The organism is Streptomyces physcomitrii (genome assembly GCF_012273655.1).
Lineage (GTDB): Bacteria > Actinomycetota > Actinomycetes > Streptomycetales > Streptomycetaceae > Streptomyces > Streptomyces physcomitrii.
The window spans coordinates 238610-265106 of record NZ_JAAWWP010000012.1 but is presented as its reverse complement, the minus strand read 5'-3'; the positions used below and the strand labels follow the sequence as shown (position 1 = coordinate 265106).

General features: G+C 74.4%; 24 protein-coding genes and 1 pseudogene. 9 read left to right on the top strand and 16 right to left on the bottom strand.

Annotation, left to right across the window (positions count from 1 at the left end):
• Window positions 1–106, top strand: a pseudogene (locus HFV08_RS20695) (IS5/IS1182 family transposase); the annotation flags it as partial.
• Between the two features lie 15 nt (window positions 107–121).
• On the opposite strand, the gene HFV08_RS20690 reads toward HFV08_RS20695, so the two are convergent.
• The 3 genes from HFV08_RS20690 to HFV08_RS20680 form a co-directional block, all read right to left on the bottom strand.
• Window positions 122–625, bottom strand: a complete 504-nt coding sequence (locus HFV08_RS20690) for a GNAT family N-acetyltransferase (protein WP_168541219.1) — start codon at window positions 623–625, stop codon at window positions 122–124.
• Window positions 626–652: 27 nt separating this feature from the next.
• A complete protein-coding gene (locus HFV08_RS20685) occupies window positions 653–1222 on the bottom strand; it encodes an RNA polymerase sigma factor (protein ID WP_168541218.1) in 570 nt (189 codons plus the stop codon).
• 70 nt (window positions 1223–1292) lie between these two features.
• Window positions 1293–2477 (bottom strand): glycerophosphodiester phosphodiesterase, encoded by a 1185-nt coding sequence (locus HFV08_RS20680; protein WP_168541217.1) that lies wholly within the window; start codon window positions 2475–2477, stop codon window positions 1293–1295.
• A 365-nt stretch (window positions 2478–2842) separates the two neighbouring features.
• Here HFV08_RS20680 and HFV08_RS20675 point away from each other — a divergent pair, with 365 nt between their 5' ends.
• Both HFV08_RS20675 and HFV08_RS20670 read left to right on the top strand, forming a co-directional pair.
• Window positions 2843–3472 carry a lysophospholipid acyltransferase family protein gene (locus HFV08_RS20675; protein WP_246341913.1) on the top strand — a complete coding sequence of 210 codons (630 nt, stop codon included), beginning with the start codon at window positions 2843–2845 and terminating at the stop codon, window positions 3470–3472.
• Between the two features lie 198 nt (window positions 3473–3670).
• Window positions 3671–5398 carry a SpoIIE family protein phosphatase gene (locus HFV08_RS20670; protein WP_312885759.1) on the top strand — a complete coding sequence of 576 codons (1728 nt, stop codon included), beginning with the start codon at window positions 3671–3673 and terminating at the stop codon, window positions 5396–5398.
• Here HFV08_RS20670 and HFV08_RS20665 read toward each other — a convergent pair.
• From HFV08_RS20665 to HFV08_RS20650, 4 genes are all read right to left on the bottom strand, one after another.
• Complete coding sequence (locus tag HFV08_RS20665; protein WP_168541214.1) at window positions 5346–6665, bottom strand: glycosyltransferase 87 family protein; 1320 nt, start codon at window positions 6663–6665, stop codon at window positions 5346–5348. The genes HFV08_RS20670 and HFV08_RS20665 overlap by 53 nt on opposite strands.
• Entirely contained in the window at window positions 6662–8809 is a 2148-nt protein-coding gene (locus HFV08_RS20660) for an ArnT family glycosyltransferase (RefSeq protein WP_168541213.1), read from the bottom strand. The genes HFV08_RS20665 and HFV08_RS20660 overlap by 4 nt, the downstream gene beginning before the upstream one ends.
• Window positions 8806–9657: a TauD/TfdA dioxygenase family protein gene (locus HFV08_RS20655; protein WP_210430556.1), complete on the bottom strand. Its 852-nt coding sequence runs from the start codon at window positions 9655–9657 to the stop codon at window positions 8806–8808. Before HFV08_RS20655 ends, HFV08_RS20660 begins: the two co-directional genes overlap by 4 nt.
• 185 nt (window positions 9658–9842) lie before the next feature.
• Window positions 9843–10856: an L-tyrosine/L-tryptophan isonitrile synthase family protein gene (locus HFV08_RS20650; RefSeq protein ID WP_312885758.1), complete on the bottom strand. Its 1014-nt coding sequence runs from the start codon at window positions 10854–10856 to the stop codon at window positions 9843–9845.
• 97 nt (window positions 10857–10953) lie between these two features.
• On the opposite strand from HFV08_RS20650, the gene HFV08_RS20645 reads away from it, so the two are divergent.
• Window positions 10954–11994, top strand: coding sequence for a LysR family transcriptional regulator (locus tag HFV08_RS20645; protein WP_168541212.1), 1041 nt, complete (start codon window positions 10954–10956; stop codon window positions 11992–11994).
• Window positions 11995–12004: 10 nt separating this feature from the next.
• Here the strand turns inward: HFV08_RS20645 and argH are convergent, their stop codons facing one another.
• The 3 genes from argH to HFV08_RS20630 all read right to left on the bottom strand — a co-directional run bounded on the left by argH (window position 12005) and on the right by HFV08_RS20630 (window position 15242).
• Entirely contained in the window at window positions 12005–13432 is a 1428-nt protein-coding gene (gene argH, locus HFV08_RS20640; protein ID WP_168541211.1) for an argininosuccinate lyase, read from the bottom strand.
• 138 nt (window positions 13433–13570) lie between these two features.
• Window positions 13571–14764 (bottom strand): argininosuccinate synthase, encoded by a 1194-nt coding sequence (locus HFV08_RS20635; RefSeq protein ID WP_168541210.1) that lies wholly within the window; start codon window positions 14762–14764, stop codon window positions 13571–13573.
• A 61-nt stretch (window positions 14765–14825) separates the two neighbouring features.
• Window positions 14826–15242 (bottom strand): DUF488 domain-containing protein, encoded by a 417-nt coding sequence (locus HFV08_RS20630; protein ID WP_168541209.1) that lies wholly within the window; start codon window positions 15240–15242, stop codon window positions 14826–14828.
• A 291-nt stretch (window positions 15243–15533) separates the two neighbouring features.
• On the opposite strand from HFV08_RS20630, the gene HFV08_RS20625 reads away from it, so the two are divergent.
• Both HFV08_RS20625 and HFV08_RS20620 read left to right on the top strand, forming a co-directional pair.
• On the top strand, window positions 15534–16247 hold the full coding sequence (locus HFV08_RS20625) for a L,D-transpeptidase family protein (RefSeq protein ID WP_168541208.1): 714 nt from the start codon (window positions 15534–15536) through the stop codon (window positions 16245–16247).
• A gap of 119 nt (window positions 16248–16366) precedes the next feature.
• Window positions 16367–16813, top strand: coding sequence for a hypothetical protein (locus HFV08_RS20620; RefSeq protein ID WP_168541207.1), 447 nt, complete (start codon window positions 16367–16369; stop codon window positions 16811–16813).
• A gap of 83 nt (window positions 16814–16896) precedes the next feature.
• Here the strand turns inward: HFV08_RS20620 and HFV08_RS20615 are convergent, their stop codons facing one another.
• Both HFV08_RS20615 and HFV08_RS20610 read right to left on the bottom strand, forming a co-directional pair.
• Window positions 16897–18450: a glycerol-3-phosphate dehydrogenase/oxidase gene (locus HFV08_RS20615; RefSeq protein ID WP_168541206.1), complete on the bottom strand. Its 1554-nt coding sequence runs from the start codon at window positions 18448–18450 to the stop codon at window positions 16897–16899.
• On the bottom strand, window positions 18447–19028 hold the full coding sequence (locus HFV08_RS20610) for a TetR/AcrR family transcriptional regulator (protein WP_210430554.1): 582 nt from the start codon (window positions 19026–19028) through the stop codon (window positions 18447–18449). Before HFV08_RS20610 ends, HFV08_RS20615 begins: the two co-directional genes overlap by 4 nt.
• A 26-nt stretch (window positions 19029–19054) precedes the next feature.
• On the opposite strand from HFV08_RS20610, the gene HFV08_RS20605 reads away from it, so the two are divergent.
• From HFV08_RS20605 to HFV08_RS20595, 3 genes are all read left to right on the top strand, one after another.
• Window positions 19055–20662: an FAD-binding oxidoreductase gene (locus HFV08_RS20605; RefSeq protein ID WP_246341899.1), complete on the top strand. Its 1608-nt coding sequence runs from the start codon at window positions 19055–19057 to the stop codon at window positions 20660–20662.
• Window positions 20659–21543, top strand: a complete 885-nt coding sequence (locus HFV08_RS20600; protein WP_168541204.1) for a diacylglycerol/lipid kinase family protein — start codon at window positions 20659–20661, stop codon at window positions 21541–21543. The genes HFV08_RS20605 and HFV08_RS20600 overlap by 4 nt, the downstream gene beginning before the upstream one ends.
• 98 nt (window positions 21544–21641) lie before the next feature.
• A complete protein-coding gene (locus HFV08_RS20595) occupies window positions 21642–22616 on the top strand; it encodes a bile acid:sodium symporter family protein (protein WP_168541203.1) in 975 nt (324 codons plus the stop codon).
• Between the two features lie 52 nt (window positions 22617–22668).
• Here HFV08_RS20595 and HFV08_RS20590 read toward each other — a convergent pair whose 3' ends face one another.
• From HFV08_RS20590 to argJ, 4 genes are read right to left on the bottom strand one after another with little or no spacing between them, the layout of a single operon-like run.
• On the bottom strand, window positions 22669–23208 hold the full coding sequence (locus HFV08_RS20590; RefSeq protein ID WP_040255021.1) for an arginine repressor: 540 nt from the start codon (window positions 23206–23208) through the stop codon (window positions 22669–22671).
• Between the two features lie 7 nt (window positions 23209–23215).
• Complete coding sequence (locus HFV08_RS20585) at window positions 23216–24418, bottom strand: acetylornithine transaminase (protein ID WP_168541244.1); 1203 nt, start codon at window positions 24416–24418, stop codon at window positions 23216–23218.
• An 11-nt stretch (window positions 24419–24429) separates the two neighbouring features.
• Entirely contained in the window at window positions 24430–25344 is a 915-nt protein-coding gene (gene argB, locus HFV08_RS20580) for an acetylglutamate kinase (protein WP_168541202.1), read from the bottom strand.
• Window positions 25341–26492 (bottom strand): bifunctional glutamate N-acetyltransferase/amino-acid acetyltransferase ArgJ, encoded by a 1152-nt coding sequence (gene argJ, locus HFV08_RS20575; RefSeq protein WP_168541201.1) that lies wholly within the window; start codon window positions 26490–26492, stop codon window positions 25341–25343. Before argJ ends, argB begins: the two co-directional genes overlap by 4 nt.
• Window positions 26493–26497 lie beyond the last annotated feature (5 nt).

Genomic DNA, 26497 nt, shown 5'->3' with positions numbered 1-26497 from the left:
CCGACTCAAGAACTCCCGCGCGGTCGCGACCCGTTACGACAAGCGGGCCTACGTCTTCCACGGCACCGTCACCGCCGCGGCCATTCGACTTTGGCTCCGCCAGTGATCCGCCGGACAGCACCTAGGCGCTCTTGACGTACGCGCCGGCCTCCGCGCCCTTGACCAGGGTGACGACGGTGAGCCTGCTGTCCACCCGCTCGCTGCTGAGCGGGGTGTAGCCGTGCTTGCGGTACAGGCGCAGATTGCCCTCGCTGCGGTGCCCGGTGAAGAGCTGGTACCGCTTGACGGCGCCCGCCTCGCCGAGCCGGGACTCCATGGCGGCGAGCAGCCGCCCGCCGAGGCCGTGCCGCTGCATCCGGGGGTGGACGATGAGCTTGCCGATGTGCCCGGTGCCCTCGGCGTCGAGGGTGCCGCGCACGGAGGCGACGACCTCCTGGCCGAGCCGGGCCACCAGGACGGTGCCGGTGCGCAGTTCCTCCTGGACGGAGGCGAGCGGCTGGGTGAGGGGTTCGAGGGAGTAGTCGCCGTAGCGGGCGGCCTCGCTCTGGTAGCAGAGGTACTGGAGCTTGAGGATCTGCTCCGCGTCCCGCTCCCCAGCTGCCGCGATGGTCACGCTCATGCCCATCTGCACACGCCTCCGCTCACCCGTGCCTCAGGTTGTCCCCCACTCCTTTTCCCAGGCTTCGGGGGCGGCAACCTCCGCCGCCAGCATTCTGCGCAGACATCCCAGGCAACGGGAACGTTCCGGCCCCAGACTCCCCTGTGAGATACCCAACTCCCCTGCGATTTCCCGGTAGGTACGGTCCTCGGGCGACAGAAGCGCGGTGACCAGCGCGGCGCAGCGGCCGGGCAGCCGGCGCACCACCGCGTGCAGCCGCGCCCGCTGCTGCGCGTCGACGGCGAGCTGCTCCGGGGTGCGGGCGGCGAGGCGCTCCGTGAACTCGCCGGGCTCCGGGGCGCCTTCCGCCTCCCAGCGCGTCCGGTGCCGCCAGCCGCGGGCCTCGGCGCGGACGGCGGCGCGCAGCCAGCGGGCGGGCTCGGCGGGCGGGCCCTCGGCGGCGAGGCGCTCCAGGAGGCGCAGCCAGACGCCCTGTTCGAGGTCGGCGGGCTCGGCGCGGACCGCGGCGGCCTCGGCCGCGGCCTCGGCGGTCAGCAGGGGCCGCAGCCCGGCGTACAGCTCCTCGCGGGCCTCAGGGACATAAGGGGTGATTCGGCAGGTCATGCCCGAAGGCACGCGGCCGCCCGGCGGTTGGTTGCCCGGGCGGCCGCGATGCACTCCAAGGGGGCGCGGCTCAGCCCTTGTTGACGAAGTCCTCGCGGGCGAGCAGTGCGGTGTCCGGGTTGTCGGAGAAGATGCCGTCGATGCCGGTCGCGAAGTACACCTGGAAGGCGCCGAAGGCGTCCCCGTAGGCGTTCGGGTCGCTGCCGCGCCGGAAGTCCGCGGGCAGGAAGGTGTTCTCGTTGCGCATGGTGTACGGGTGCAGGATCAGGCCTGCCGCGTGCGCGTCCCGGACCAGGGTGGTCGGCTCGGTCAGCTTGCCCGCGGCGTCCTTGGGGATGACCAGGTCGAGGGTCGGGCCGATGCCCTGCGCGAAGCCCGCCATCCACTTCAGGCCCTTGGGCGTGATGAGGTCGGCGACGGTGCGCGGGTCGCCGGACTCCACGAAGTCCCAGGGGCGGCTGTCGGCGGTGGACAGCAGCACCACCCGCGGTCCCGCCACCTGCTTCGCGAGCCGCTGGATGCTGCTCGGCTCGAAGGACTGCAGGAACTGGGGCGCGTTCTTCCGGTGGCGGCCGTACTTGCGCAGCAGCCGCACCAGCGGCTCCTCCAGACCGAGGCCGAGCCCGCGGAAGTACGTGGGGTGCTTGGTCTCGGTGTGCAGCCAGACGGGGCGGCCCCGCCTGCGGCCCTCGCGCTCGGCCCAGTCGAGGACCTCCTCGAAGGTGGGGATCTCCCAGCGGCCGTTGTAGAGGGTGTTGTGCTGGCGGTTGCCCGGGATGCGCTCGATCGCGCGCAGGGTCTTCAGCTCGGCCAGCGTGAAGTCCTCGGTGAACCAGCCGGTGAGCTGCACCCCGTCGATGCTCTTGGTGGTCTTGCGGCCGGCGAACTCCGGGTGCTGGGCGACATCGGTGGTGGCGGTGATGTCGTTCTCGTGACGGCAGACCAGATGCCCGTCCTTGGTGGGGACCAGGTCCTGCTCGACGACGTCCGCGCCGAGGTCGAGGGCCAGCTGGTAGGAGCCGAGGGTGTGCTCGGGCCGGTAGCCGCTCGACCCCCGGTGGCCGACGACGGTGGGCACCGGCAGCGCGTGCGCGCCCCCGCGGTCCCGGCTCGCGGCCCCGGCGACCGAGGGCACGCCGAGGACGGCCGCCCCCGCTCCGGCCACCGCCGCGCCGAGCAGCGCCCTGCGCCCCGTACCGCCCTGCCGCGGACCCGCGCCCCTGTCCTGCTCGCCGTCAAAGCCCTGCTTCGCCATCGGCTTTCCTTCCCTGACTGCTGTCCTGAACCGGTTGTGGCACCTGCGAAATCGAGTCAGATCGTAGGTGCCGCCACATGGCGTACGGGATACCCGCGCCGGAACTCAGGGGTGTGTTCGGGTGACCGGCGGACGGCGGCACAAGGGCCGCCGGGCGGGCGGGACTTGGCGGACCGGGCCGGACAGCGGGGCGCGCGGGGCCGCGAACCGGGCGCCCGGGACCGTACGCCACGGACCGGCCGGTGTGCGCCGGAGCCCTGTCCCCGAGTAAGGTCCTCACCTGCACAGACTTCGCCGTCGATCGCTTGGCTCCGGAGGGTCAGTTGTCCCGTTTCGCGCTCATCAAGGCGGTTTTCGGACCGGTCATGCGCCTGATGTTCCGCACGCGGGTGGAGGGCGCGGAGCACATCCCCGGCGACGGTCCGGTGATCCTCGCCGGCAACCACCTCACCTTCATCGACTCGCTCATCCTGCCGCTGGTCTGCGAACGCCAGGTCTTCTTCATCGGCAAGGACGAGTACGTCACCGGCAAGGGCGTCAAGGGCCGCCTGATGGCCTGGTTCTTCACCGGCGTCGGCATGGTCCCGGTGGACCGCGACGGCGCGAACGGCGGGGTCGCCGCGCTGATGACCGGCCGCCGGATCCTGGAGGACGGCCGCATCTTCGGCATCTACCCGGAGGGCACCCGCTCCCCCGACGGCCGCCTGTACCGCGGCCGCACCGGCATCGCCCGGCTCACCCTGATGACCGGCGCCCCGGTCGTCCCCTTCGCCATGATCGGCACCGACAAGCTCCAGCCCGGCGGCGCGGGACTGCCCCGCCCCGGCCGGGTCACCGTCCGCTTCGGCACCCCCATGGAGTTCTCCCGCTACGAGGGCATGGACCGCGACCGCTACGTCCTGCGCGCGGTGACCGACTCCGTGATGGCCGAGGTGATGCGCCTGTCCGGCCAGGAGTACGTGGACATGTACGCCACCAAGGCCAAGGCCGCCTGACCCGGCGCACCGGCTGACCGAGGGGGGCGGGCACCCGGTGCCCGCCCCCCTCGGTGTACCCGGCCCCGCTCCCCCACCGGCGTACCGCCCGCTCCCCGCCGGGCCCGGATGGCGGAGCGGGCGCGGGCGGGCGAGCCTGGAGACCTCGGAGCGCGCACCCGCGAGGAGCGCGAGGAACGCCAGAAAGGGGCCGCGGACGTGGCAGGCGACGGCGGCCCGGCCAGCTCCCCGAAGGCCGATCCCGGCCTGCTGGGGAAGCTCCTCGACACCCTGGAGACCGGCGTCTTCGTCCAGGACGGGGCGGGCACCATCACCGCGGTCAGCCCCCGGGCGGAGGAGCTGCTCGGCCGCGGCGCCGCCGAGCTGATCGGCCGCGACGCCCACGACCACCTGCACCGCACCGAGAACGGGGCCCCGCTCCAGCGCTCCGCCTGCCGCCTCACCCAGGCCTTCCTCAGCGGCCAGACGCTGCTGTCGGGCACCGAGTGGTTCGCCCGCGGCGACGGCGGTGTCATCGCCGTGACCTGCCTGATGGCGCCCTTCGCCGATCCGCGCGAACCGGGCGGCGCCGTCCTCTTCTTCGAGGCCCCGGACCTGACGGCCGAGGGCGCCGGTTCCTCCTCCTCGGACGTGGCCGACCGGCTGGCCCTGGTCGCCGAGTCCACCACGGTGCTCACCTCCTCCCTGGACACCGACAAGGCGCTGCGCGCGCTGGTCGGCCTGATCGTGCCCCGATTGGCGGACTGGGCGGTGGTCGACCTGATCGGCGAGGAGGGCGAGGTGCGCCGGGTCGCCGTGGTCCGCTACTGGGACGGCGAGTACGTCAACATGGAGGAGTTCCTCGGCCCGCTGCCCGCGGCCTCCGAGACCTCCCGGATGCCGCTCTCCCAGGCGCTGCGCGGCGGGGCCGCCGTCCTGGTGCGCGCCGAGGACTACGCGGTGCCGCCGGACTCCCCGCTCACCGAGATCCAGCAGGACTTCTTCCGCTCCACCGGCATGCACTCGGCGGTGATCGCCCCGCTGCGGGCGATGGGCGGCACCGGCGGGCGGATCATCGGCGCGCTCACCGTCGGCCGCGCCGACCAGAAGCGCCCCTTCGGCGCGACCGATCTCGCCCTGGTCGACGACATCGCCCGCCGGGCGGGCCTCGCGGTGGACAACGCCCAGCTCTACGAGGGCCAGCGCCGGGTCGCCGAGAACATGCAGCGGCACCTGCTGCCGCCGATGCCGAAGATCCTCGGCATGGAGGTCTGCGCCCGCTACGAACCGGCCCCGCACGCCTCGAAGGTGGGCGGTGACTGGTACGACGCCTTCCCGCTGCCGGACGGCTCGGTGGCGATGGTGATCGGCGACGTGGTCGGGCACGATCTGGCCGCCGCCGCGTACATGTCCCAGGTCCGCAACATGCTGCGCGCCTTCGCCTGGGGTGAGGAAACCTCGCCCGGTGCCGTGGTCTCCCGCCTGGACCGCGCCCTCGGGCACATCAGCGACGCCCCGATGGCGACCATGGTGATGGGCCGCCTCGAAGGCCCCGAGGGCGGGCCCTGGCGGCTGCGCTGGACCAACGCGGGCCACCCGCCGCCGCTGGTGGTGCGCCACGACGGCCGCACGGACTTCCTCCAGGGCGGCGAGGGCATGCTGCTCGGCACCGATCTGCCCAGCACCCGTACCGACGCGGTGACCGCGCTGTCCCCGCACTCGACGGTGGTGCTCTACACGGACGGACTCGTCGAGACGCGCAGCAGCTCGCTCCAGGACGGGCTCACCCGGCTCAGCGCGCACGCCTCCTGGCTGGCCCGGCGGCCCCTCGGGGAGTTCTGCGACCGCCTGATCGAGCTGACCCGGCCCGTGGACAACCACGACGACATCGCCCTCATCGCGCTCCGTCCGGTGCCGGGGGCCGGGCCGGAGAGCCGCGCCGGGTAGCCTCCCCGGTCCCGGCGGGCCGCCTCGTACGCAGGGTCGCGGCGCACAGGGCCAGGGTCCCGGCGTACAGGAGCAAGTAGCCGTTGCCGTAGAGGAGTTCGAGGCCGTGCCACTCGGGCAGGGCCACCAGGCCGAGCGGGGGGCGGTCCATGCGGTGGCCGGTGAAGAAGTGCACCGGCCAGGCGAGGGTGAGCAGGGCGAAGACCGCGAGCGCGGGCACCGCGAGGCGCGGCGGCGGCCAGGGGCGGGCGCAGGCCGCGAGCACCACGAGCGGCACGAACCACACCCAGTGGTGGCTCCAGGAGATCGGCGAGACGGCCGCCCCGGTGAGTCCGCACAGGCTCAGGCCGAGCAGCGGCAGCCCGCGCCGGTGCGCCGCCGCGGCGAGGGCGAGGCCGAGCACCGCGAGCAGCAGCGCGGGCGGTCCCCACACCAGGAGGGAGGGTTCGGCGGTGTCGGTCAGCCGGGCGACGGTGCCGTGCACGGACTGGTTCATCTGGCTCGCCACCTCGCCGATGCGCTCGGACTCCAGGAAGGTGCCGCCCCAGTAGTCCAGGCTGTCGGAACCGGCGGCGAGGAAGCCGAGCCCCACGGTCGCCGCCGCGGTCGCGCTCGCGGTGGCCGCGGCCCGGTACTGCCGGGTCAGCAGCAGATACGCCACGAAGATCGCCGGGGTCAGCTTGATCCCGGCGGCGATGCCGACGCCCACGCCCCGCAGCCGCGCCCGGCCCGGGGAGCCGCCGCCCGCCAGGTCCGCCACGATGAGCAGCATCAGCGCCAGGTTGACCTGGCCGAGGTACAGCGTCCAGGCCACCGGCTCCAGCCAGAGCAGCAGCGCGGTGAGCGCCGCGCACCAGGCCCAGGCGGGGCGGCCCCGTACCCCGGCGGCGCGCAGCACGAGGAGCACGGTGCCCGCCAGCATGGCCAGGCCCACCGGGAAGACCAGGGCCTGCCAGAGGCCGAGCGGGAGGACGGTCAGCGGGGCGAAGAGCAGCGCCGCGAAGGGCGGGTAGGTGAAGGAGAACTGACCGCCGCCCAGGCGCTGTTCGTACAGCGGGGTGCCCTCGCGCAGCGCCTCGCCGCCCGCCCGGTACACCGACAGGTCGAAGAAGTCGCTCATGACGACGAAGCCGGTCTGGTGCCAGTGCACCAGGGCGTGCAGGGCGAGCAGCGCCACCGAGAGCGGTACGGTCCACAGCGCCGCCCGGGCGGCGGGCCCGAGGCGCCCGGCTCGCGGCGCGGTCGCCGCCTCTCCCCGGCGGTTCACCGCTCGCCCCCGGCGGCGGCGCAGTCCCAGAGGCGCTCGGGGGCGCCGGGCGGTCCGGAGACGTGCTGGGAGCGGTAGCGGGCGGGCGGCACCTCGGCGCAGTGCCCGGCCACCCAGCCCTGGCGCTCCCGGGCGGGCCGCCCGCCCATCGCGCCGTGGAAGCCGCCGGTCATCACATAGCGCAGCTCCCCCGAGGAGACCAGGCGGGCCAGGCCCGCGGTCGAGGGCACCGGGGCCGCGCCGGTGAAGCCGCCCATCGGCAGCACGCTGCGGCCCGCGCGGAGGTAGGGGGCGGCGGTGTTCGCGGTGGGTACGGCGAGGACGTAGCGCTCGCCGCGGTGGTGGGCCTCGGTGTAGGCGAGCAGGCCCGCGTGCGGGGCGGTCATGTTCATGGTGCCCATCTCGGGAGGGAGCCTGAGGTCAGGGGGGAAGCCGTGCAGGGCCGCCATGGCGGGGGCGGGCAGCGTGGTGCTCCGGGCGGAGACCGGGTTCAGTCCGGTCAGCCCGGTGAAGGGCCGCCCCGAGGCGGACAGCGCCCAGAGCCCAGGACCGCAGAGCAGCGCGACGGCGGCCAGGGCGAGCGCCCGGGTCAGGACGGCGGGGGCGGCGGCCCGCGCAGTGGCCGTGACGGGATCCGGGGCGGCGGCCTGGGTGACGGCCGGGCGGGAGTCGGTGGCGGACTCGGACTCGGCGGCAGCCTCGAAGGCAGCAGGGGTCTCGGAGTCGGCGGGAGTCACGGACTCGGCCGGAGTCCCGGCGTCGGCGGGCGTCCCGGCGCCCCGGCCCCGCAGCACCGCGGGGCCCGCGGCGAGTACGGCGGCCGCGCTCACCGTCACCGCCGCGACCAGGGTGGACTGCCACAGCGGGGCCTCGCCCCGGGCCGAGAGCACCACCGCCCAGGCGCCGCCGAGAAGGACCGCGAGCGGCAGCAGCGGTCCCGGCCGTGTGCCCGCCGTCCAGGCGCGGGCGGCGAGGACCAGGCCCGCGCCGGTGAGCGCGGCGACCGCGGGGACCAGGGCGGCCGTGTAGTACGGGTGCACGGCCCGGGCCGCGCTCAGCACCACCGCGTGCACGAGCAGCCAGGTGCCCCACAGGAGCCAGCCCGCGCGCACCGGGTCGGTCCGGGGGCGTCCGCGGCGGGCGAGCAGCCCGGCGAGCGCGGCGGCCACCGCGAGCGGCAGCAACCAGCCCACCTCGGGGCCGAGTTGGCCGCCGGTGAGCCGGAAGACGCCGGGCGGGCCCCCGAAGTCGGTGAGGAAACTGGCGAGGGAGCCGCCGGAGAGGTCGGCCTCGTCGGTGAAGCGGCTCAGCCCGTTGTAGTGGAGGAGCATCTCCCAGACCGAGTTGTGGGCGCTGCCGTCCACGTAGGGGCGGTGCGCGGCCGGGGTCAGCGCCACGGACAGCGGCCAGACAGCGCTGGACGCGAGCACCACCGCCCCGGCGAGGGCCAGCCGCCCGAGCCGCCGCCGCAGGCTCCCGGCCGCGGCGACCCCGTAGGCGAGCGCCAGCGCGGGCAGCACCAGATAGGCCGCCGCCATCTTGATGTGGAAGGCCGCCCCGACCCAGAGCGCCGCCGCGAGGAGCGGGCCCCGGCGGTCCTCCTGGAGCGCGCGGGAGGCGGAGCGGGCGGCGCAGACCAGGAAGAGCACGAGGAAGGTGTCGGGGATGTCGACCCGGGCGAGGACCACGGTGACCGGGCTCAGCGCGAAGACCGCGGCGGCGGCCGCCCCGGCCGCCGGGCCCGCCCAGCGGCGTACGGCGGAGTGGAGCACCGGCACGGTGAGCGCGGCGGCCAGCGCCTGCGGCAGGAGCAGCGCCCAGGTGTGGGCGCCGAAGAGCCGCACGGACAGCGCGGGGAACCACAGGGCGCCGGGGACCTTGTCGACGGTCAGGGAGCCGGCCGGGTCGTAGGCGCCGAACCAGAAGTTGCGCCAACTGCCGCTCATGGAACGGGCGGCGGCCGCGTAGTAGTAGTGCGGGTCGGTGCGGCCGACGGCCCAGAAGGCGAGCAGGAAGGCGGTCGCGGTGGCGGCGGCCACCGCCCAGGTGGTGCCGGGCACCTCGCGCACCCGGCGGGCCGGGAGGGTGCCGCCGGGCGCGGCAGGGGCGGCGCCGGTCAGCGGGCCCGTGGCGGCGGTGCTCATCCGAGGGCGGGGTTGGCGTGGGCCGGGTCGCCGAGCAGGTGCACCCGGCGCAGATGGCGCGGGGCCCGGCTGCGGAAGCGCTCCCGGCCGTGCAGCAGCGCGTGGTTGTCGGCGAGCACCACGTCGCCGTCCTGCCAGGCGTGGGCGAGGGACCAGCGCGGGTCGGTGAGCGCCGCGCGCAGCCCGGCGAGCAGTTCCGGTACGTCCTCGGCCCCGACCCCGGCGAACTCGTGGGCGGGCCGGTTGAGGAAGTCCGGCTCCTCCTCGGGCGGCGGGGCGTTGAAGCGCAGGGTCGGGGCGCCGGAGACCGGGTGCTCGACGAGCAGCGGGGAGACGGCCTTACCGCCGTAGTGCACGACCTGCCCGATGCGGTAGGTCACCGTCACCCGCCGCCAGCGGTCGAGGAGGCCGGGATCCGCCTCGTCGAGCAGCCGCACCGTGTCGCAGAAGGTGGTGGCGCCGCCGTCCTCGGGCCCGGGTGCCCGCAGGCAGTGGAAGACCTGGAACTCGGGGACGAAGGGCTTGTACATCCCGTCCCAGTGGAAGGGCACGCTGGAGCAGTCGAAGATGTGGTCGGTGGGGTCCTGCGCCTCCCGCAGCTCCAGTACGTCGCCGAAGGGCCAGCTCATCACCTCGCCCCACTGGCGGCACCAGGCGGCCAACTGCTCGGCCTCGGCGGGCACTTCGTAGCCGCGCAGCAGCACGAGCCGGTGGGTGCGCACCAGTTCGCGCAGGGCGGGCACCGGCAGCTCGGTGAGCCGCTGCCCGCGCTCCGCCCGGCTGCGTACGCCGAAGGGCTCCATGGCGCTCAGCCCGGGGATCCGGGCCTGGTCGGAGGTGAGGGTCATGGGGGCTCCTGGGTGGGGGTGGGGGTACGGGGCCTGAGGTGCCCGCGGCCGGGGCGCCCGGCGCGGGCGAGCCGAACGGTGTTGCTGCGTACCGGAGTTGCCGAACTGCGCTGCTACCGGGGCGAGTTGGCCAACTGCCGTGGGGCGGACGTGTGTTGCCGAACCGCGGGGCGCTACGCGTGAGTTCAGGTGGGGCGGGCCGCGGGCGCGAGCGGGCGGTCCGCGCTCTCGCGCGCCGGGGGCACGGTGCGGGTGGCGACGAAGTGGCTCGGCCTGCCGTCCCGGTGGACCAGCCGGGCGCCCTCGGCCTCCGCCTCCGAGCGGCGGCTGAGCGCGAAGACGCCGTCCCGTTCGACGGCGACCGCGTGCCAGGGGGTGAGCCAGCCGTCCTCGCCGCGCGCGCTCAGCCGGATGCCGAACTTCGGCGATCCGCAGTCCTGCGGGTGGATCGAGAGCCGTACCGCCTCGGGGAAGTGCGCGGAGACCAGGGTGCCCCAGGCGCGGCTGCGGCCGATCACTCCGTAGGCGCGGCGCCGGGCCTCGCGCTGCAGGGCGCTGCGGCTCTCGGTCCGTTCGGGGGTGAGCCGGTCCTCGAAGAGGAAGCGGGTCAGGGCGCGGTAGAGCCGCAGGACCTCGGCGTCCGCGCGCACCTGGGCGCGCAGTTCCTCGGCCGACTCGCCGTAGTGGTCGTCCAGCCAGGCGCGTACCCGCTCATGGGGCTCGCCCCGCATCTCGGCCAGGTCGTCGGCGCTGAACAGGCTGAGCGCGCCGCCGGGCAGGGCGGTCAGCATCCGGCCCAACTCGGCCTGGTAGGCGGTGATATGGGCGTCCGGCACATCGATCAGCTCGCTGAAGACCCGGCCGTCCGAGCAGAGCACGATCCGGGCGCCCGGCGGATGGATCTCGCGGATCCGCGCGCACAGCCCGTCCAGGAACTCCAGCGCCAACTGCTCGGCCCGGTCCGGGAGTACGCCGAGGACCTTGGCCGGGTTGGGCGATTTGCAGGGGAAGCCGGGGAGGACGAAGACCACCGGTTCCCCGGCCCGCACCCGCTGCCGCACGGTCTCCAGATGGGGCAGCAGGCACCGCTCGCAGGGGGCGTCCCCCGGGGTGTCGCACCGCCAGGCACCGGGCGCGCCACGGCGGTGGCGCATGACCGTCCGCAGGATCTCCCACGCTGTTTCCTCCGTGCTCGTCACGATTGGCCCCGCCCCGGATCGCCGCCTGAAATCGGAGCTCAACTATGGGTACGGAGGCGCTCTTGTGGCTCATCCCAGAGGTTCATAGGCTCGCCCTATGGTGCTTGAGACCCGGCATCTCCAGGTCGTCCGCGCGGTCGCCGAGGCGGGGAGCGTGACCCGGGCGGCGGCGCTGCTCGGTGTCTCGCAGCCCTCCCTCACCGGCCAGCTCCAGCGGATCGAGAACCGGCTCGGCGGGCTGCTCTTCGTGCGCGACCGGCGGGGCGCCGTGCCCACCCCGCTCGGCGAGTTCGTCCTGGCGAAGGCCCGGCAGGTGCTGCCCGCGATGGAGGCCCTGCACCACGAGTCGCTGCGCTACAACGCCCAGGGCGAGGAGCAGCGCCGGATCCGCTACGGGGCGGTGCCGGGCCCGCTCATGGCGGGCACCTTACGGCGCCTCGGTGAACAGAGCCCCGGCGAGGTCACCCTGCGCACCGAGACCTCCTCGGCGATGCTCGTCCAGCTCATCGCCCACCAGGCCCTGGAGTTCGCCAGCGTCCTGGACCATGTGGAGCGGCCGCTGCGGCTCGGCGCCGAGATCGGCAGCCGGGTGATCGCCGTGGAACCGGCCATGGCCCTGCTGCCGGAGAGCCATCCGCTGGCCCGGCTCCCCGAGGTGGAGATCGCCCAACTCGCCGACGCCACCTGGGTGGTGCCCCCGATGGACGACAACGGGCTGCGCGAGTGCCTGCTGCGGCTGTGCGCCGAGGCGGGCTTCACCCCGCGGATCGCCCACGAGACCGAGGCCACCGGCGCCCGCGACCTGATCAGCGAGGGCCATGGGGTGGGCCTCGGCCAGGCCACCTTCCGCGACACGGCGGGCATCGCGGTACGGGGCCTGGCCCGCACCCCGCTGAGCATCCGCCACATCCTGATCTGGCGGCGCGGGGTGCCGGGCCCCGCCCTGGTCGAGGAGGTCGCCGCGCACGCCGCCGCGGCCTACACCGCCGCGGTCGCCCGCAGCCCCGCCTACCTCAACTGGCTGGAGCGCCACCCCGGTTACCCCGCGGGCGCGGACCTGCCCGGGGCGGACCCGGAGAGACCCCCCGGCCCGCGGGGTCCGGCCCCGGCGGACTCCGGGGGACTCTTCCGGCGCTGAGCCGCGCGGCTCAGCTCTTCGCCTCGGCCCAGGCCCGCTGCACCGCCAAGTCCTGCTTGACCTCGGCGAGTTGCACGGCGACCGCCGAAGGGCTGGTGCCACCGCGGCCGTTGCGGGCGGCCAGGGCGCCGGGGACATCGAGGACGGTGCGCACCTCGGGGGTCAGGTGCGGGGAGATACGGGCGAACTGCTCGTCGGTGAGCTGGTCCAGCTCGATCCCGGCGGACTCGCACTCCTTGACGCACTCCCCCGCGACCTCGTGCGCGACACGGAAGGGCACGCCCTGCTTGACCAGCCACTCGGCGATGTCGGTGGCGAGCGAGAAGCCGGCCGGGGCCAGTTCCTCCATGCGGGCCGCGTTGACCGTGAGGGTGGCCGTCATCCCGGTGAACGCCGGGAGCAGGACCTCCAGTTGGTCGCAGGAGTCGAAGACGGGCTCCTTGTCCTCCTGGAGGTCGCGGTTGTACGCCAGCGGCAGGGCCTTGAGCGTGGCGAGCAGCCCGGTCAGATTGCCGATCAGGCGGCCGGACTTGCCCCGGGCCAGCTCGGCGATGTCCGGGTTCTTCTTCTGCGGCATGATCGAGGAGCCGGTGGAGAAGGCGTCGTGCAGGGTGACGAAGGAGAACTCCTTCGTGTTCCAGAGGATGATCTCCTCGGCGATCCGGGAGAGGTTCACCCCGATCATCGCGGTGACGAAGGCGAACTCGGCGGCGAAGTCCCGCGAGGCGGTGCCGTCGATCGAGTTGGCGGCCGAGCCGTGCTCGAAGCCGAGGTCCGCGGCGACGGCCCCCGGGTCCAGGCCGAGCGAGGACCCGGCGAGCGCCCCGGAGCCGTACGGCGAGACGGCGGTGCGCGCGTCCCACTGCCGCAGCCGCTCGGCGTCCCGGGACAGGGACTGCACATGGGCGAGGACGTGGTGCGAGAAGAGCACCGGCTGGGCGTGCTGGAGGTGGGTGCGCCCGGGCATCGCGACGGCCGGGTGCGCCTCGGCGAGGCCGGTCAGGGCCTCCTGGAGGTCGGTGAGGAGTCCGCCGATGATCCGCGCGTGGTCGCGCAGATACATCCGGAAGAGGGTGGCGACCTGGTCGTTGCGGGAGCGCCCGGCGCGCAGCTTGCCGCCGAGGTCGGGGCCGAGCCGCTCCAGGAGCCCGCGTTCGAGGGCGGTGTGCACGTCCTCGTCGGCGACGGTCCCGGTGAAGGAGCCGTCGGCGACGTCCGCCTCCAGCTGGTCGAGCCCGGCCAGCATCCGGGTCAGCTCCTCGGCGGTGAGCAGTTCCGCCTTGTGCAGGACGCGGGCGTGCGCGCGCGATCCCGCGATGTCGTACGGGGCCAGGCGCCAGTCGAAGTGCACCGAGGCCGACAGCCTGGCCAGGGCCTCGGCGGGCCCGTCGGCGAACCGGCCACCCCACAGCCGGACGTCACCGCTGTTGCTGCTCACTTGCCACTGCTTTCGTCGAGTACGGACAGGGAGGTCTGCGGCCGCCGGGCCGGGCCCGGAGGCGGACCGCCTCCCGGCCGAGGCGGCGGGGAGGCGGTGTCAGGCTACGGGGCGGCGCGGCCCCGGCGAGGCAGGTGCTCAGGCCAGGTCGCGCTTGGCGGCGATCTTCGAGGAGAGCCCGAAGATGTCGATGAAGCCCTGCGCCTTGGACTGGTCGAAGGTGTCGCCGGAGTCGTAGGTGGCGAGGTTGAAGTCGTACAGCGACTGCCCGGAGCGGCGGCCGGTGACGACGGCCCGGCCGCCCTGGAGGGTCATCCGGATGTCGCCGCTGACGTGCTGGCTGGCCTCGTCGATGAAGCCCTCCAGGGCGCGCTTGAGCGGGGAGAACCACAGGCCGTCGTAGACGAGTTCGCCCCAGCGCTGCTCCACCTGCCGCTTGTAGCGGGCGAGTTCGCGCTCGACGGTGACGTTCTCCAGCTCCTGGTGGGCGGTGATCAGGGCGATCGCGCCGGGTGCCTCGTAGACCTCGCGGGACTTGATGCCCACCAGGCGGTCCTCGACCATGTCGATCCGGCCGATGCCGTGGGCACCCGCACGCTCGTTGAGCTGCTGGATGGCCTGGAGCACGGTCACCGGCTTGCCGTCGATGGCGACCGGCACGCCCTTCTCGAAGGTGAGCACGACCTCGTCGGCCTCACGGGGCACCGCCGGGTTCTGGGTGTACTCGTAGACGTCCTCGATCGGCGCGTTCCAGATGTCCTCCAGGAAGCCGGTCTCCACGGCCCGCCCGAAGACGTTCTGGTCGATGGAGTACGGGGACTTCTTGGTGGTGGCGATCGGGAGGTTCTTCGACTCGCAGAAGGCGATCGCCTTGTCCCGGGTCATCGCGTAGTCGCGGACCGGGGCGATGCACTTCAGGTCGGGGGCCAGCGAGGAGATGCCCGCCTCGAACCGGACCTGGTCGTTGCCCTTGCCGGTGCAGCCGTGCGCCACGACCTGGGCGCCGTGCTTGTGGGCGGCGGCCACCAGGTGCTTGACGATGGTCGGCCGGGAGAGGGCGGAGACCAGCGGATAGCGGTCCATGTAGAGGGCGTTGGCCTTGATCGCCGGGAGGCAGTACTCCTCGGCGAACTCGTCCTTGGCGTCCGCGACCTCGGCCTCGACGGCACCGCAGGCGAGCGCGCGCTTGCGGATGACGTCCAGGTCCTCGCCGCCCTGGCCGACGTCCACGGCAACGGCGATGACCTCGGCGCCCGTCTCCTCGGCGATCCAGCCGATGGCGACGGAGGTGTCCAGGCCGCCCGAGTAGGCGAGTACGACGCGCTCGGTCACGGGTTTCTCCTCACAGTGCATTCGCTGACATGCATGAGTATGCATTGCTCTGCATGGTTCGTCAATTCCGCTCGTCCGTGCCCTCGCCGAGCAGGTCGCGCAGCACCGTCAGATGGCTCTCCGCCAGCACCTTCGTCGCGGTGAGCAGGAGCACCGGGCCCTCGGCCGTACGCCGCCTGAGCCGCTCGAAGGCCTCGGCGGCCGGTCCCGAGCCCAGTTCGGCCCGGTAGCGCCCGGCGAACTCGCGGTAGCGGGAGGGCTCATGGCCGTACCAGGTGCGCAGCCCGGAGGAGGGGGCGACCTCCTTCAGCCAGGTGTCCAGCCGGGCCGCCTCCTTGGAGAGGCCGCGGGGCCAGAGCCGGTCCACCAGGATCCGGGCGCCCGCCGCCGGATCCACCGGGTCGTACACGCGGCCCATGGCCACCGCCCGGCCCCGCTCGCCGCCCGTCCCGCCACCTGTCGTCCGTCCGCTCGTCATGCCGTCATCGTGACCCCGGGCACGAGGCGGGACGGCGAGCCACACCGGCCGCCGGGAGGGGTAATCCGGGCCGCGGGCAGGGTGCGCCCCGGCCGCAAGGCGAGCGGGTCCGGGCCCCGAGCGCGGGGCGAGCGGGTCCGGGCCCGCGGGGCGAACGGGCCCGGGACGTGCCGGCCTCCGGGCGGACAGGCCGCCGGGCGGGCGGATCTCCGGGGCCGGACGAGGGGTCCCCGCCCCCGCGGACGGCCGTCCCGGGCTGCCCCCGCCACCGCCGCCCCGTAGCGTCGGGGCATGCGCCGAGCCGCCACCGCCCTCGCCCTCACCGCCCTGGCCGTCTGCGGCGCCGCCGCGCCCGCGGGTGGGAGCGCCCGGGACCGGCCGCCGCTGCCCGCCCGGATGGCCGACACCGGCGGCGGCAGCCAGCTGCTCACCGCCGAGGCCCCGCACGCGCGCGCCACCCGGTCCACCCTGACCTGGTGGGAGCGGCGCGGCGGCCGGTGGACCGCGGCGGGCTCGGCCCCGGCGCGCTTCGGGGTGGCCGGGCTGACCGAGGGCACCACCCGCGAGCAGGGCGGCAGGACGACGCCCACCGGACTCTTCGACCTGCCGTACGCCTTCGGGACCCGCCCCGCCCCGGCCGGGACCACCACCGCCTACCGCCGGGTGACCGGGGACTCCTGGTGGTGCGAGGACACCCGCTCCGCGGCGTACAACCGCTGGAGCGAGCCGCTGGCGGCGGACTGCCGGGCGGGCGAGTCGGAGCGGCTGGCCTCCTACGACCCGCAGTACCGCCTCGCCCTGGTGGTCGGCTTCAACTACGAGCGGCCGGTACGCGGGCGGGGTGCGGGGATCTTCCTGCACGTGAACGGCGCGGGCGCGACGGCGGGCTGCGTCTCGGTGCCCGAGGAGGCGATGCGGCGCCTCCTCGACTGGGCCGAGCCAGGGCGCCACCCGCACCTGGCGATCGGCACCGCGACCGGGCCGACCGCGCTCACCCGGTACTGAGGCCGCACCGGGGCGGCCTCCGCACGGGGCGGGGAGCCGGCGGCCCGCAGGGGACGCGCGGTGCACGGCGCCGCCGGCCACCGCGGACTGCGGGCGGGCAGGGTGGGCAGCATCCGGGCATGGACGCATGGGGGACGCTTCTCGCCACCGTCACCGGCGCGGCGATCGCGATACTGGGGCAGTACCTGACCAAGCGCAGCGAGGCACGCGCCAAGTCCATGGAGCTGCTCATGGACGCCTGTGCCCAGGTGGCGGCATCGAGCGGGGATCTGCTCAACCGCATCTGGGAGGAGTACGCGCTGGACCTCGAAGGCCGGGTGGTCCAGTGGGACCTGGCGGCACATCGTCTGGCCTCCGCGCGGGTGGAGATCCTGGCCCGGGACGCCGGTCTGCTGGCCGCCCTGCGTGAAGTCGACGACGCGGGCCAGGCGCTCGGGGCCTACTGGCGACGCGGCGAGGTGGAGGAAGCCGCGTACCGGTCGCGCCGGGACCGGTACCGCGCCGCGATGCACGAGTTCCTGGCGCAGAGCAGCCGGGTGCTCGGCAGGCAGCTGAACCGCGCCTGAGGGACGTGCCCGTACGGGAGCCGGATCCCCCTCGGCCGGGGCCCGGCGCCCGTACGTGCCGCCCTCAGGCCACCGTGCCGCCCTCAGGCCACCCCGGCCGCCAGCGCCTCCCGGGCCGCGGGCAGCGCGCGCTCGCGGTCGGCGGGGACCAGGCCGATCCGGGTACGGCGGTCGAGCAGGTCGCCCTCGTCGAGGGCGCCCTCGTGCCGTACCGCGAAGCGCAGTTCGGCCCCGGTGATGTGCGCCGCGACCGGGTCGAGCAGGGCGGCGTCCCCGGCGGCCTCGGCGAGGACCACGGGGGCCTCGCTGCCGTAGCGGGCGACGAGGCGGGCCGGGAGCCCGGCGGTGCGCTCGACCGGGCCCGCGCCGACCAGCGGCAGGGTGCGGGTGCGGCAGGGTCCGGCGCGCAGTCCGGCGCGGGCGAGACCCGCGTCCACCGCCTCCTCGGCCATCGCCCGGTAGGTGGTGAGCTTGCCGCCGACCGCGGTGATCACCCCGGAGGGCGAGGTGAGGACCGCGTGGCGGCGGGAGAGGTCCGCGCTGCGGCCGGTGCCGGTGTCGAGCAGCGGGCGCAGTCCGGCGAAGGCGCCGATCACGTCCTCGCGGCGCAGCTTCACCGTGAGCACCCGGGAGAGGGTGCCGAGCAGGAAGGCGATATCCGGCTCGGGGGCCTCGGGCACCTCCGGCACGGGGGCGTCGAGGGGTTCGTCGGTGAGTCCGGCGTAGACCCGGCCGTCCGGCTGGGGCAGGGCGAAGACGAAGCGGTTGGTCTCGCCGGGCACCGGGACGGTCACCGCCACCCGCGGATTGCCGAGCAGCTCGGCGGGGAGGACGACATGGGTGCCGCGGCTGGGGCGCAGACGTACGCCTGGGACCAGCCGGTCGGCCCAGACCCCGGTGGCGTTGAGGACGCAGCGGGCGCTCAACTCCAGGGTGTCGCCCGTGAGTTCGTCACGCAGCAGGGCGGCGTCGCCGGTCAGCTCGACGGCGGAGCAGCGGGTGAGGATGTGCGCGCCGTGGGCCGCCGCGGTGCGGGCGAGGGCGACCACGAGACGGGCGTCGTCGACGAGCTGGCCGTCGTAGGAGAGCTGGCCGCCGCGCAGCCCGGTGGGGTCGAGGGCCGGGGCCAGGGCCAGGGTCAGGGCGGCGGGGATGCGGCGGGAGGGCGGCAGGCTCCCGGCGCCGACCTTGGCGCTCAGCCGCAGGGCGTCCCCGGCGAGGAAGCCGGCCCGGGTGAGCACGGCCTGGAGCCGGGAGACGTCCTCGTGCAGCGGCAGCACCATGGGCAGCGCGCGGACCAGGTGCGGGGCGGTGCGGCCCATCAGGACACCGCGTTCGCGGGCGCTCTCGTAGGCGACGCCGACCTCGCCGGAGGCCAGATAGCGCAGTCCGCCGTGGACCAGCTTGGAGCTCCAGCGGCTGGTGCCGTGGGCGAGGTCGTGGCGTTCGGCGAGGACCACGCTCAGCCCGCGGGAGGCGGCGTCCAGGGCGATACCGGCGCCGGTGACCCCGCCGCCGACGACGAGCAGGTCCACCCGGGGCCGCTCGCCGAGGAGTTCGAGGGAGCGGGCCCGGCGTCCGGCGTTCAGCGAGGCGGAGCGGGGGCCGGACTTCGCGGTCGGGGGGTGCGCGGTCATGAGGTGGCCTCCCGGGGGCGCAGATAGCCGTCGAGCAGACGGGCGAGGGAGGCGAGCAGCCGCTCCTCGGTGAAGACGTCCTCGACCAGGCGGCGCGAGGAGGCGATGGACTGCACGGTGAGCAGCACGATGCGGGCCAGCTCCTGCGGGTCGCCTTCGCGTACCGAGCCGTCCTGCTGGCCCTCGGCGATCTGGGCGAGCAGCAGTTCCAGGGCCGCCAGCTGGCTGGAGCCGAGCCGGTGGAAGACGTAGGTGGCGAGCAGTTCGGCCTCGCTGTCGACGAAGCGGTTGAACATCGAGTGGTGCCAGACGGCGGCGACGGTGCCGGTGCAGCCGTGCACGATCCGGGAGAGCGCGTCGGCCTCGGTGGCCGCGGCGGCGGAGGCGGTGAAGACCGCGCGCAGCTCGCGGGTCATGAGGTCGCCGACGAGCGAGGAGATGTCCGGCCAGTAGCGGTAGACGGTCGGCCTGCTCACCCCCGCCCTGCGGGCCACGTCGGTGAGCGTGGTGCGCCGCACCCCGAAGGCCTCCACGCACTCCCGTGCGGCGTCGAGGATGTCGTCCTCACTTTTACGCATTGGCGTCATGTGTAAGACTGTACGACATGAAGCGACCCACTCACCACGTCGTCGACATGGCCTGGAACGCCTGGGGCGATCCGGCCGAGCGCCACGCCCTCGACGAGGACACCCGGCAGCTGATCGCCCAGACCCTCGGCATCGGCGGCGCCGCCCCGGCCCGGGTCCCGGCCGAGGAGGTGGCGCTGCGGCCCAGCGCCCTGCCCCGGGAGGCCCGCGCGGCGCTGGCCGCGGTGGTGGGCGAGGAGCACGTACGCACCGACGCGCCCGCCCGGCTGCGCCATCTCGGCGGCAAGAGCACCCCCGACCTGCTGCGCCGCCGCGCCGGGGAGGCGGGCGAGGCGCCGGACGCGGTCCTCACCCCCGCGGACCACGAGCAGGTGCGGTCGGTGCTCGACGCCTGTGCGCGGCAGGGCGTGGCCGTCGTCCCCTTCGGCGGCGGCACCAGCGTGGTCGGCGGCGTCGAACCCTTCCGCGGCCCCTTCCCCGCGGTGGTCAGCCTGGACCTCAGGCGGCTCGACGCCCTGGTCGCCCTCGACACCGAGTCCGGCACCGCCACCCTCCAGGCGGGCCTGCGCACCCCGGAGGCCGAGGAGCTCCTCGGCGCCGAGGGCTTCACGCTCGGCCACTTCCCGCAGAGCTACGAGTTCGCCACCATCGGCGGCTACGCGGCGACCCGCTCCTCGGGCCAGTTCTCCGCCGGGTACGGGCGCTTCGACGCCATGGTCACCGCGCTGAAGGTCGCCACCCCGCGCGGCACCCTGGAGCTGAGCCGGGGTCCGGCCACCGCCGCCGGGCCCGATCTGCGGCAGCTCTTCCTCGGCTCCGAGGGCACCCTCGGCGTGATCACCGAGGTCACGGTCCGGGTGCACCGCACCCCCGAGGAGCGGATCGAGGAGTCCTGGTCCTTCCCCTCCTTCACCGAAGGGGCCGCCGCCGTACGGGAGTTGGCCCAGCGGCAGCTGCTGCCGACCTCGATCCGGGTCTCCGACGAGACGGAGACCTTCATCAACGCGGTCATCGCGGGCGGCGCGGCCCCCGAGGGCTGCCTGTCCGTGGTCGGCTTCGAGGGCACCGGGGCGCAGGTGGCCGCCCGGCGGTCGGCGGTGGCCGAGGTGCTCGCCGCGCACGGCGCGGTCAAGGTCGCCGCGGACTCGGCGGCCGCCTGGCGCCGTTCGCGCTTCTCGGCCCCGTATCTGCGCGACGCGCTGCTCGACGCGGGCGTCCTCGCCGAGACCCTGGAGACCGTGACCTCCTGGTCCGGGCTGCACGCGCTGCGCACCGCGGTGACCGGGGCGCTCACCCGCGAACTCGCCCGGGAGGGCTTCGACCCGGTGGTCTACTGCCACCTCTCGCACGCCTACCACTCCGGCGCCTCGCTCTACTTCACGGTGGCGGCGGACGGCGGCGCGGACCCGGCGGCGCGCTGGGGGGCGGCGAAGCGGGCGGCGGGCGACGCCATCGCCGCGGCCGGAGGCTCGATCACCCACCACCACGCGGTGGGCATGGACCACCGCCCGTGGATGGAGGCGGAGATCGGCCCGCTCGGCGTGGAGGTCCTGGCCGCCGTCAAGCAGACCCTCGACCCGGCCGGGATCCTCAACCCCGGCAAGCTGATCCCGGCCGGCTCATGACCGGGCACGCCACGCTCCTGGTCAACCCGGCCTCGGCGAAGGGCGGTTCGGCCCGGGTCGCCGGGGAGGCGGTACGGCTGCTCGGCGCGGCGGGCTGGCGTACGACGGTGATCTCCGGTGAGGACGCCGCGCAGTCCCTCGCCGCGGCGCGTGCGCAGGTGGCCGAGGGCACCGATGTGCTCGCGGCGGTCGGCGGCGACGGCACCGTGCACCTGGGCACCCAGGCGGTGGCGGGGACCGGGGTGCCGCTCGGCGTGGTGCCGGCCGGGACCGGCAACGACTTCGCCCGGATGCTCGGCATCCCGCGCACCGACCCGGCGGCCGCCACCCGGCTGCTCATGGACGGCCGCCGCCGCACCGTCGACCTGGCCCGCTGCGGGGAGCGCTGGTTCGCCACCGTGCTCACCTCGGGCTTCGACGCCCTGGTCAGCCATCGCGTCAACACCCTCAACTGGCCCCGTGGCAAGGCCCGTTACCAGCTGGCCATCGCCCTGGAGGGCCTGCGGCTGCGCCCGTTCCCCTTCCGGATCCTGCTGGACGGCAAGAGCGTCGAGCAGGAGGGGATCCTGGTCGCCGTCGGCAACACCGCCTACTACGGCAGCGGACTGAAGATCTGCCCGGACGCCGCGGTGGACGACGGCCTCCTGGAGGTCACGCTGCTGCGCGCCGCCGGCCGCCGGCAGCTGATCGGCCTGCTCCCGCTCCTCAAGCGCGGCACCCACCTCGGCCACCCGCTGGTGGAGACCTACCGGGCCCGCGAGGTGGAGATCCACGCGCCGGAGGTCTTCGCCTACGCGGACGGGGAGTTCGCCGGAGACCTGCCGCTGCGGATCACCTGCGCGCCCGGGGCCGCCACGGTCCTGGTGCCGCACGAGGGCTGAACCGGGCGCGGGGCGCGGGCCTCCGGCCGTACCGGATGTAGCGACCACATATCGAGACGGCCTTGCGTACGGGCCGGGTCAGCGCGTTCCATCCGCCCGTGGAAACCGAACAGCGCAGTCCCCGTACCGCCCCCGCCGCCGACCGGGCCGCCCGGCGCGCGGTCACCCTCTTCCCGGTGCTCGTGCTCACCGCGGGCGCCCTGGGTCTCGCCGTACCGGACGCCTTCACCGGGCACGGCGAGCAGGTCCCGTACCTGCTCGGGGTGGTGATGTTCCTGATGGGTCTGACCATGACCGGCAAGGACTTCCAGGGGGTGGTCCGGCGGCCGTGGGCGGTCGGGCTCGGTCTGGTCGCGCACTATGTGATCATGCCGGGCCTCGGCTGGCTGGTGGCGCACGCCCTCGGGCTCTCGCCGCAGCTGGCGGCCGGGGTGATCCTGGTGGGCTGCGCGCCGAGCGGCACCGCCTCCAATGTGGTCACCTATCTGGCCCGGGGCGATGTGGCGCTCTCGGTCTCGGTGGCGACGGTCTCCACCGTGGTGGCCCCGCTGGTCACCCCGCCGCTCACGCTGCTGCTCGCGGGCGAGTACCTGCCGGTGGACACCGGCTCGATGATGACCGACATCCTCAAGACGGTGCTGCTCCCGGTCTGCGCGGGCCTGCTTGTCCGCCTCTTCGCGGGGCGCTGGGTCGACCGGGTGCTCGGCGCGCTGCCCTGGCTCTCCGCGCTGACGGTGGCCCTCATCGTGGCGATCGTGGTCGCGGGCAGCGCCGAGGCCCTCAAGTCGGCCGCCGCGCTCGTGCTGTTGGCGGTGGTGCTGCACAACGGCCTGGGCCTGGCCCTCGGTTACGGCGCCGGGAAGCTCGCCCGCCTCGGGGCACCGGCCTCCCGGGCGATGGCCTTCGAGGTCGGCATGCAGAACTCGGGCCTGGCCGCCTCCCTGGCGAGCGCGCACTTCAGCCCCCTCGCGGCGCTGCCCGCGGCGGTGTTCTCCGTCTGGCACAACATCTCCGGCGCCCTGGTCGCCGCCTGGATGGCGCACCGCGGCAGAGCGGCACCGGCCGGGGACTGAGCGGCACCCCGCGCCGGAACGCCGAGGCGCCCCTCCCTGGTGCCCGTACTGCTCAGTGGTGCCCGTTCTGCGCGAGCCGCAGCATGTGGTCGGCGAGCGCCTTGCCGCCCGAGGGGTCCCGGCTGATGAGCATCAGGGTGTCGTCCCCGGCGATGGTGCCGAGGATGTCGTGCAGTTCGGCCTGGTCGATGGCGGAGGCGAGGAACTGGGCGGCCCCCGGCGGGGTGCGCAGCACGACGAGGTTCGCCGAGGCCTCGGCGGAGATGAGGAGTTCGGCGGAGAGCCGGCGCATCCGCTCCTCCTTCGCCGACTCGCCGAGCGGGGCGCGCGGGGTGCGGAAGCCGCCCTCACTGGGCACCGCGTAGATGAGGTCGCCGTCGGTGTTGCGGATCTTGACCGCGTTCAGCTCGTCGAGGTCCCGGGAGAGGGTCGCCTGGGTGACGCTCAGCCCGTCGTCGGCGAGCAGCTTCGCCAACTGGCTCTGCGAGCGCACCGGCCCGCGGTTGAGGATGTCCACGATCCGGCGGTGCCGTGCGGTGCGCGTCTGCGGTACCGCGGGCCCCGCCTGCTCGTTGTCCTGCGCCTGGCTCATCGTCGTCTCAATCTCCGGCTCGTCCGTCCCCGCTCGGCCGCAGGGCCCCGTCGAGGACACCGGGGAGCGCTTCGAGGAAGGCGTCGGCCTCGTCGTCGCGGAGGTTGAGCGGCGGCATGAGCCGTACGACATCGGGGGCGGGCGCGTTCACCAGGAAGCCGGCGTCCTGAGCCGCCTGCTGCACCCGGGGTGCGAGCGGCTCGGTGAGCACGATACCCAGCAGCAGGCCCGCACCCCGGACATGTGACGTCAACTGGTGCTTGTGGGACTCGATTCCGGAGCGCAGCCGCTCCCCCACCCGCTTGGCGTTCTCCAGGAGGTGCTCGTCCGCGAGGGTGTCGAGCACGGCGATCCCGGCGGCGCAGGCGACCGGATTGCCGCCGAAGGTGGAGCCGTGCTGCCCCGGGTTCAGGAGCCCGGCCGCGGCGCCGAAGGCGAGCGTCGCACCGATCGGCAGTCCGCCGCCGAGGCCCTTGGCCAGGGTGAGGACATCCGGCTCGACACCCTGCGCCTGGCAGGCGAACCAGTGCCCGGTACGGCCGATCCCGGTCTGCACCTCGTCCAGAACGAGCAGGGTCCCGGTGGCCCGGGTGATCTCCCGGGCCGCGGCGAGATACCCCGGCGGCGGCACCACGACCCCGTTCTCGCCCTGCACCGGCTCCACCACGAAGAGCGCGGTCTCCTCGGTGACCGCGGCCCGCAGCGCCTCGACGTCCCCGTACGGTACGTGGGTGACCTCGCCCGGCAGCGGGTGGAAGCCCTGCTGCTTGCCGGGCTGGCCGGTGAGGGCGAGGGCGCCCATGGTGCGGCCGTGGAAGCCGCCCTCGGTGGCGACCATGTGCGGGCGCCCGGTCAGCCGCCCGATCTTGACGGCGGCCTCGACCGCCTCCGCGCCGGAGTTGGCGAAGTACACCCTGCCCTCGCGCCCGGCGGCGGCGAGCAGCTTCTCGGCGAGCCGCACGGGCGGCTCGGCGACGAAGAGGTTGGAGACATGGCCGAGGGTGGCGATCTGGTCGCTGACCGCGCGGACCACGGCCGGGTGCGCGTGGCCGAGGGCGTTCACCGCGATCCCGCCGACGAAGTCGAGGTAGGCGCGGCCGTCGGCGTCCCAGACGGTGGCGCCCTCGCCGCGCACCAGGGAGAGCCGCGGGGTGCCGTAGTTGTTCATCAGCGCGCCCTGCCAGCGCGTGGCCAGTTCCTGGTTGCTCAGTTCCCGGTCGCTCACGGCCGCTTCCCTCCGGTGGCCTCGGGCGGGTCCGGCACGACCATGGTGCCGATCCCCTCGTCGGTGAAGATCTCAAGCAGGATCGAGTGCTCCACCCGTCCGTCGATGACGCGGGCGGTGCGGACCCCGCCGCGTACCGCGTGCAGGCAGCCCTCCATCTTCGGGACCATGCCGCTGGCCAGCTCGGGCAGCAGCTTCTCCAGCTCGGAGGCGGTGAGCCTGCTGATCACCTCGTCGCTGTGCGGCCAGTCCTCGTAGAGGCCCTCCACGTCGGTGAGGACCATCAGCGTCTCCGCGCCGAGTGCCGCGGCGAGCGCGGCGGCGGCGGTGTCCGCGTTGACGTTGTAGATGTGCCCGTCGTCCGCGGCCCGGGCGATGGAGGAGACGACCGGGATGCGCCCGTCGTCGAGCAGCGCCTCGATGGCGCCGGTGTCGATACGGGTGATCTCGCCGACCCGGCCGATGTCGACCAGCTCGCCGTCGATCTGCGGCTGGTGCTTGACCGCGGTGATGGTGTGCGCGTCCTCGCCGGTGAGCCCGACGGCGTGCGGGCCGTGCTGGTTGAGCAGCCCGACGAGTTCGCGCTGCACCTGCCCGGCGAGCACCATGCGGACCACGTCCATCGCCTCGGGGGTGGTGACCCTGAGTCCGGCCCGGAACTCGCTGACCAGGCCCTGCTTGTCGAGCTGCGCGCTGATCTGCGGGCCGCCGCCGTGCACCACCACGGGGCGCAGTCCGGCGTGCCGCAGGAAGACCACGTCCTGCGCGAAGGCCGCCTTGAGCTGGTCGTTGACCATGGCGTTGCCGCCGAACTTGATGACGACGGTCCTGCCGTGGTGACGGGTCAGCCACGGCAGCGCCTCGATGAGGATCTCCGCCTTGGGCAGTGCGGTGTGCTTGCGAGTGCTCATGAGGAGTAGGCGCTGTTCTCGTGGACGTAGTCGGCGGTCAGGTCGTTGGTCCAGATGGTCGCGGCGGACTCGCCCGCCGCGAGGTCGGCGGTGATGACGACCTCCCGGTAGCGCATGTCCACGCCCTCGCGGTCCTCGCCGACGCTGCCGTTCCTGCACACCCAGACGCCGTTGATGGCGACGTTCAGGCGGTCCGGCTCGAAGGCGGCGGAGGTGGTGCCGATGGCGGAGAGCACCCGGCCCCAGTTGGGGTCCTCGCCGTGCAGGGCGCACTTGAGCAGGTTGTTGCGGGCGATGGAGCGGCCCACCTCGACGGCGTCCGTCTCGCTGGCCGCGCCCACCACGTCCACCCGGATGTCCTTGCTCGCCCCCTCCGCGTCCCCGATCAGCTGACGGGCCAGATCGGCGCAGACCGCCCGCACGGCCTCCGCGAACTCCCCTTCCTCCGGGGCGACTTCACTGGCCCCGGAGGCGAGCAGCAGCACGGTGTCATTGGTCGACATGCAGCCGTCGGAGTCCACCCGGTCGAAGGTGGTACGGGTGGCCTCGCGCAGCGCCGCGTCCAGCGCCGGGGCCTCGACCTCGGCGTCGGTGGTGAGCACCACGAGCATGGTGGCGAGCCCCGGGGCGAGCATGCCCGCGCCCTTGGCCATGCCGCCGACCGTCCAGCCGGCGCCCTCGACCACGGCGGTCTTGTGCACCGAGTCGGTGGTCTTGATGGCGAGCGCGGCCTTCTCGCCGCCGTGCGCGGAGAGTTCGGCCGCCGCCTTGTCCACGCCCGGCAGCAGCCTGTCCATCGGCAGGGTGACACCGATGAGCCCGGTCGAGGCGACGGCCACCTCGGCGGCGTTCACCTGGAGGACCTCGGCGACCCGCTCGGCGGTGGCGTGCGTGTCCTGGAACCCCTTGGGGCCCGTACAGGCGTTGGCGCCACCGGAGTTGAGGACGACCGCGGAGACCAGGCCGCCCTTGAGCACCTGCTCGGACCAGAGCACCGGGGCGGCCTTGACGCGGTTGCTGGTGAAGACACCGGCGGCGGCCCTGCGCGGCCCGTTGTTGACCACGAGGGCGAGGTCGGCCTTGCCGTTCTCCTTGATCCCGGCCGCGATACCCGCGGCCGTGAATCCCTGTGCTGCCGTGACGCTCACTGCAT

Bases quoted from the DNA above. Each gene is read 5' to 3' on its own strand.
- HFV08_RS20655 (WP_210430556.1), bottom strand. From the start codon at position 9,657: ATGACCCTCACCTCCGACCAGGCCCGGATCCCCGGGCTGAGCGCCATG.
- argB (WP_168541202.1), bottom strand. From the start codon at position 25,344: ATGAGCACTCGCAAGCACACCGCACTGCCCAAGGCGGAGATCCTCATC.
- HFV08_RS20615 (WP_168541206.1), bottom strand. From the start codon at position 18,450: ATGACCGCGCACCCCCCGACCGCGAAGTCCGGCCCCCGCTCCGCCTCG.
- HFV08_RS20660 (WP_168541213.1), bottom strand. From the start codon at position 8,809: ATGAGCACCGCCGCCACGGGCCCGCTGACCGGCGCCGCCCCTGCCGCG.
- HFV08_RS20645 (WP_168541212.1), top strand. From the start codon at position 10,954: ATGGTGCTTGAGACCCGGCATCTCCAGGTCGTCCGCGCGGTCGCCGAG.
- HFV08_RS20630 (WP_168541209.1), bottom strand. From the start codon at position 15,242: ATGACGAGCGGACGGACGACAGGTGGCGGGACGGGCGGCGAGCGGGGC.
- HFV08_RS20625 (WP_168541208.1), top strand. From the start codon at position 15,534: ATGCGCCGAGCCGCCACCGCCCTCGCCCTCACCGCCCTGGCCGTCTGC.
- HFV08_RS20590 (WP_040255021.1), bottom strand. From the start codon at position 23,208: ATGAGCCAGGCGCAGGACAACGAGCAGGCGGGGCCCGCGGTACCGCAG.
- HFV08_RS20680 (WP_168541217.1), bottom strand. From the start codon at position 2,477: ATGGCGAAGCAGGGCTTTGACGGCGAGCAGGACAGGGGCGCGGGTCCG.
- HFV08_RS20605 (WP_246341899.1), top strand. From the start codon at position 19,055: ATGAAGCGACCCACTCACCACGTCGTCGACATGGCCTGGAACGCCTGG.
- HFV08_RS20685 (WP_168541218.1), bottom strand. From the start codon at position 1,222: ATGACCTGCCGAATCACCCCTTATGTCCCTGAGGCCCGCGAGGAGCTG.
- HFV08_RS20620 (WP_168541207.1), top strand. From the start codon at position 16,367: ATGGACGCATGGGGGACGCTTCTCGCCACCGTCACCGGCGCGGCGATC.
- HFV08_RS20675 (WP_246341913.1), top strand. From the start codon at position 2,843: ATGCGCCTGATGTTCCGCACGCGGGTGGAGGGCGCGGAGCACATCCCC.
- HFV08_RS20610 (WP_210430554.1), bottom strand. From the start codon at position 19,028: ATGCGTAAAAGTGAGGACGACATCCTCGACGCCGCACGGGAGTGCGTG.
- HFV08_RS20600 (WP_168541204.1), top strand. From the start codon at position 20,659: ATGACCGGGCACGCCACGCTCCTGGTCAACCCGGCCTCGGCGAAGGGC.
- HFV08_RS20690 (WP_168541219.1), bottom strand. From the start codon at position 625: ATGGGCATGAGCGTGACCATCGCGGCAGCTGGGGAGCGGGACGCGGAG.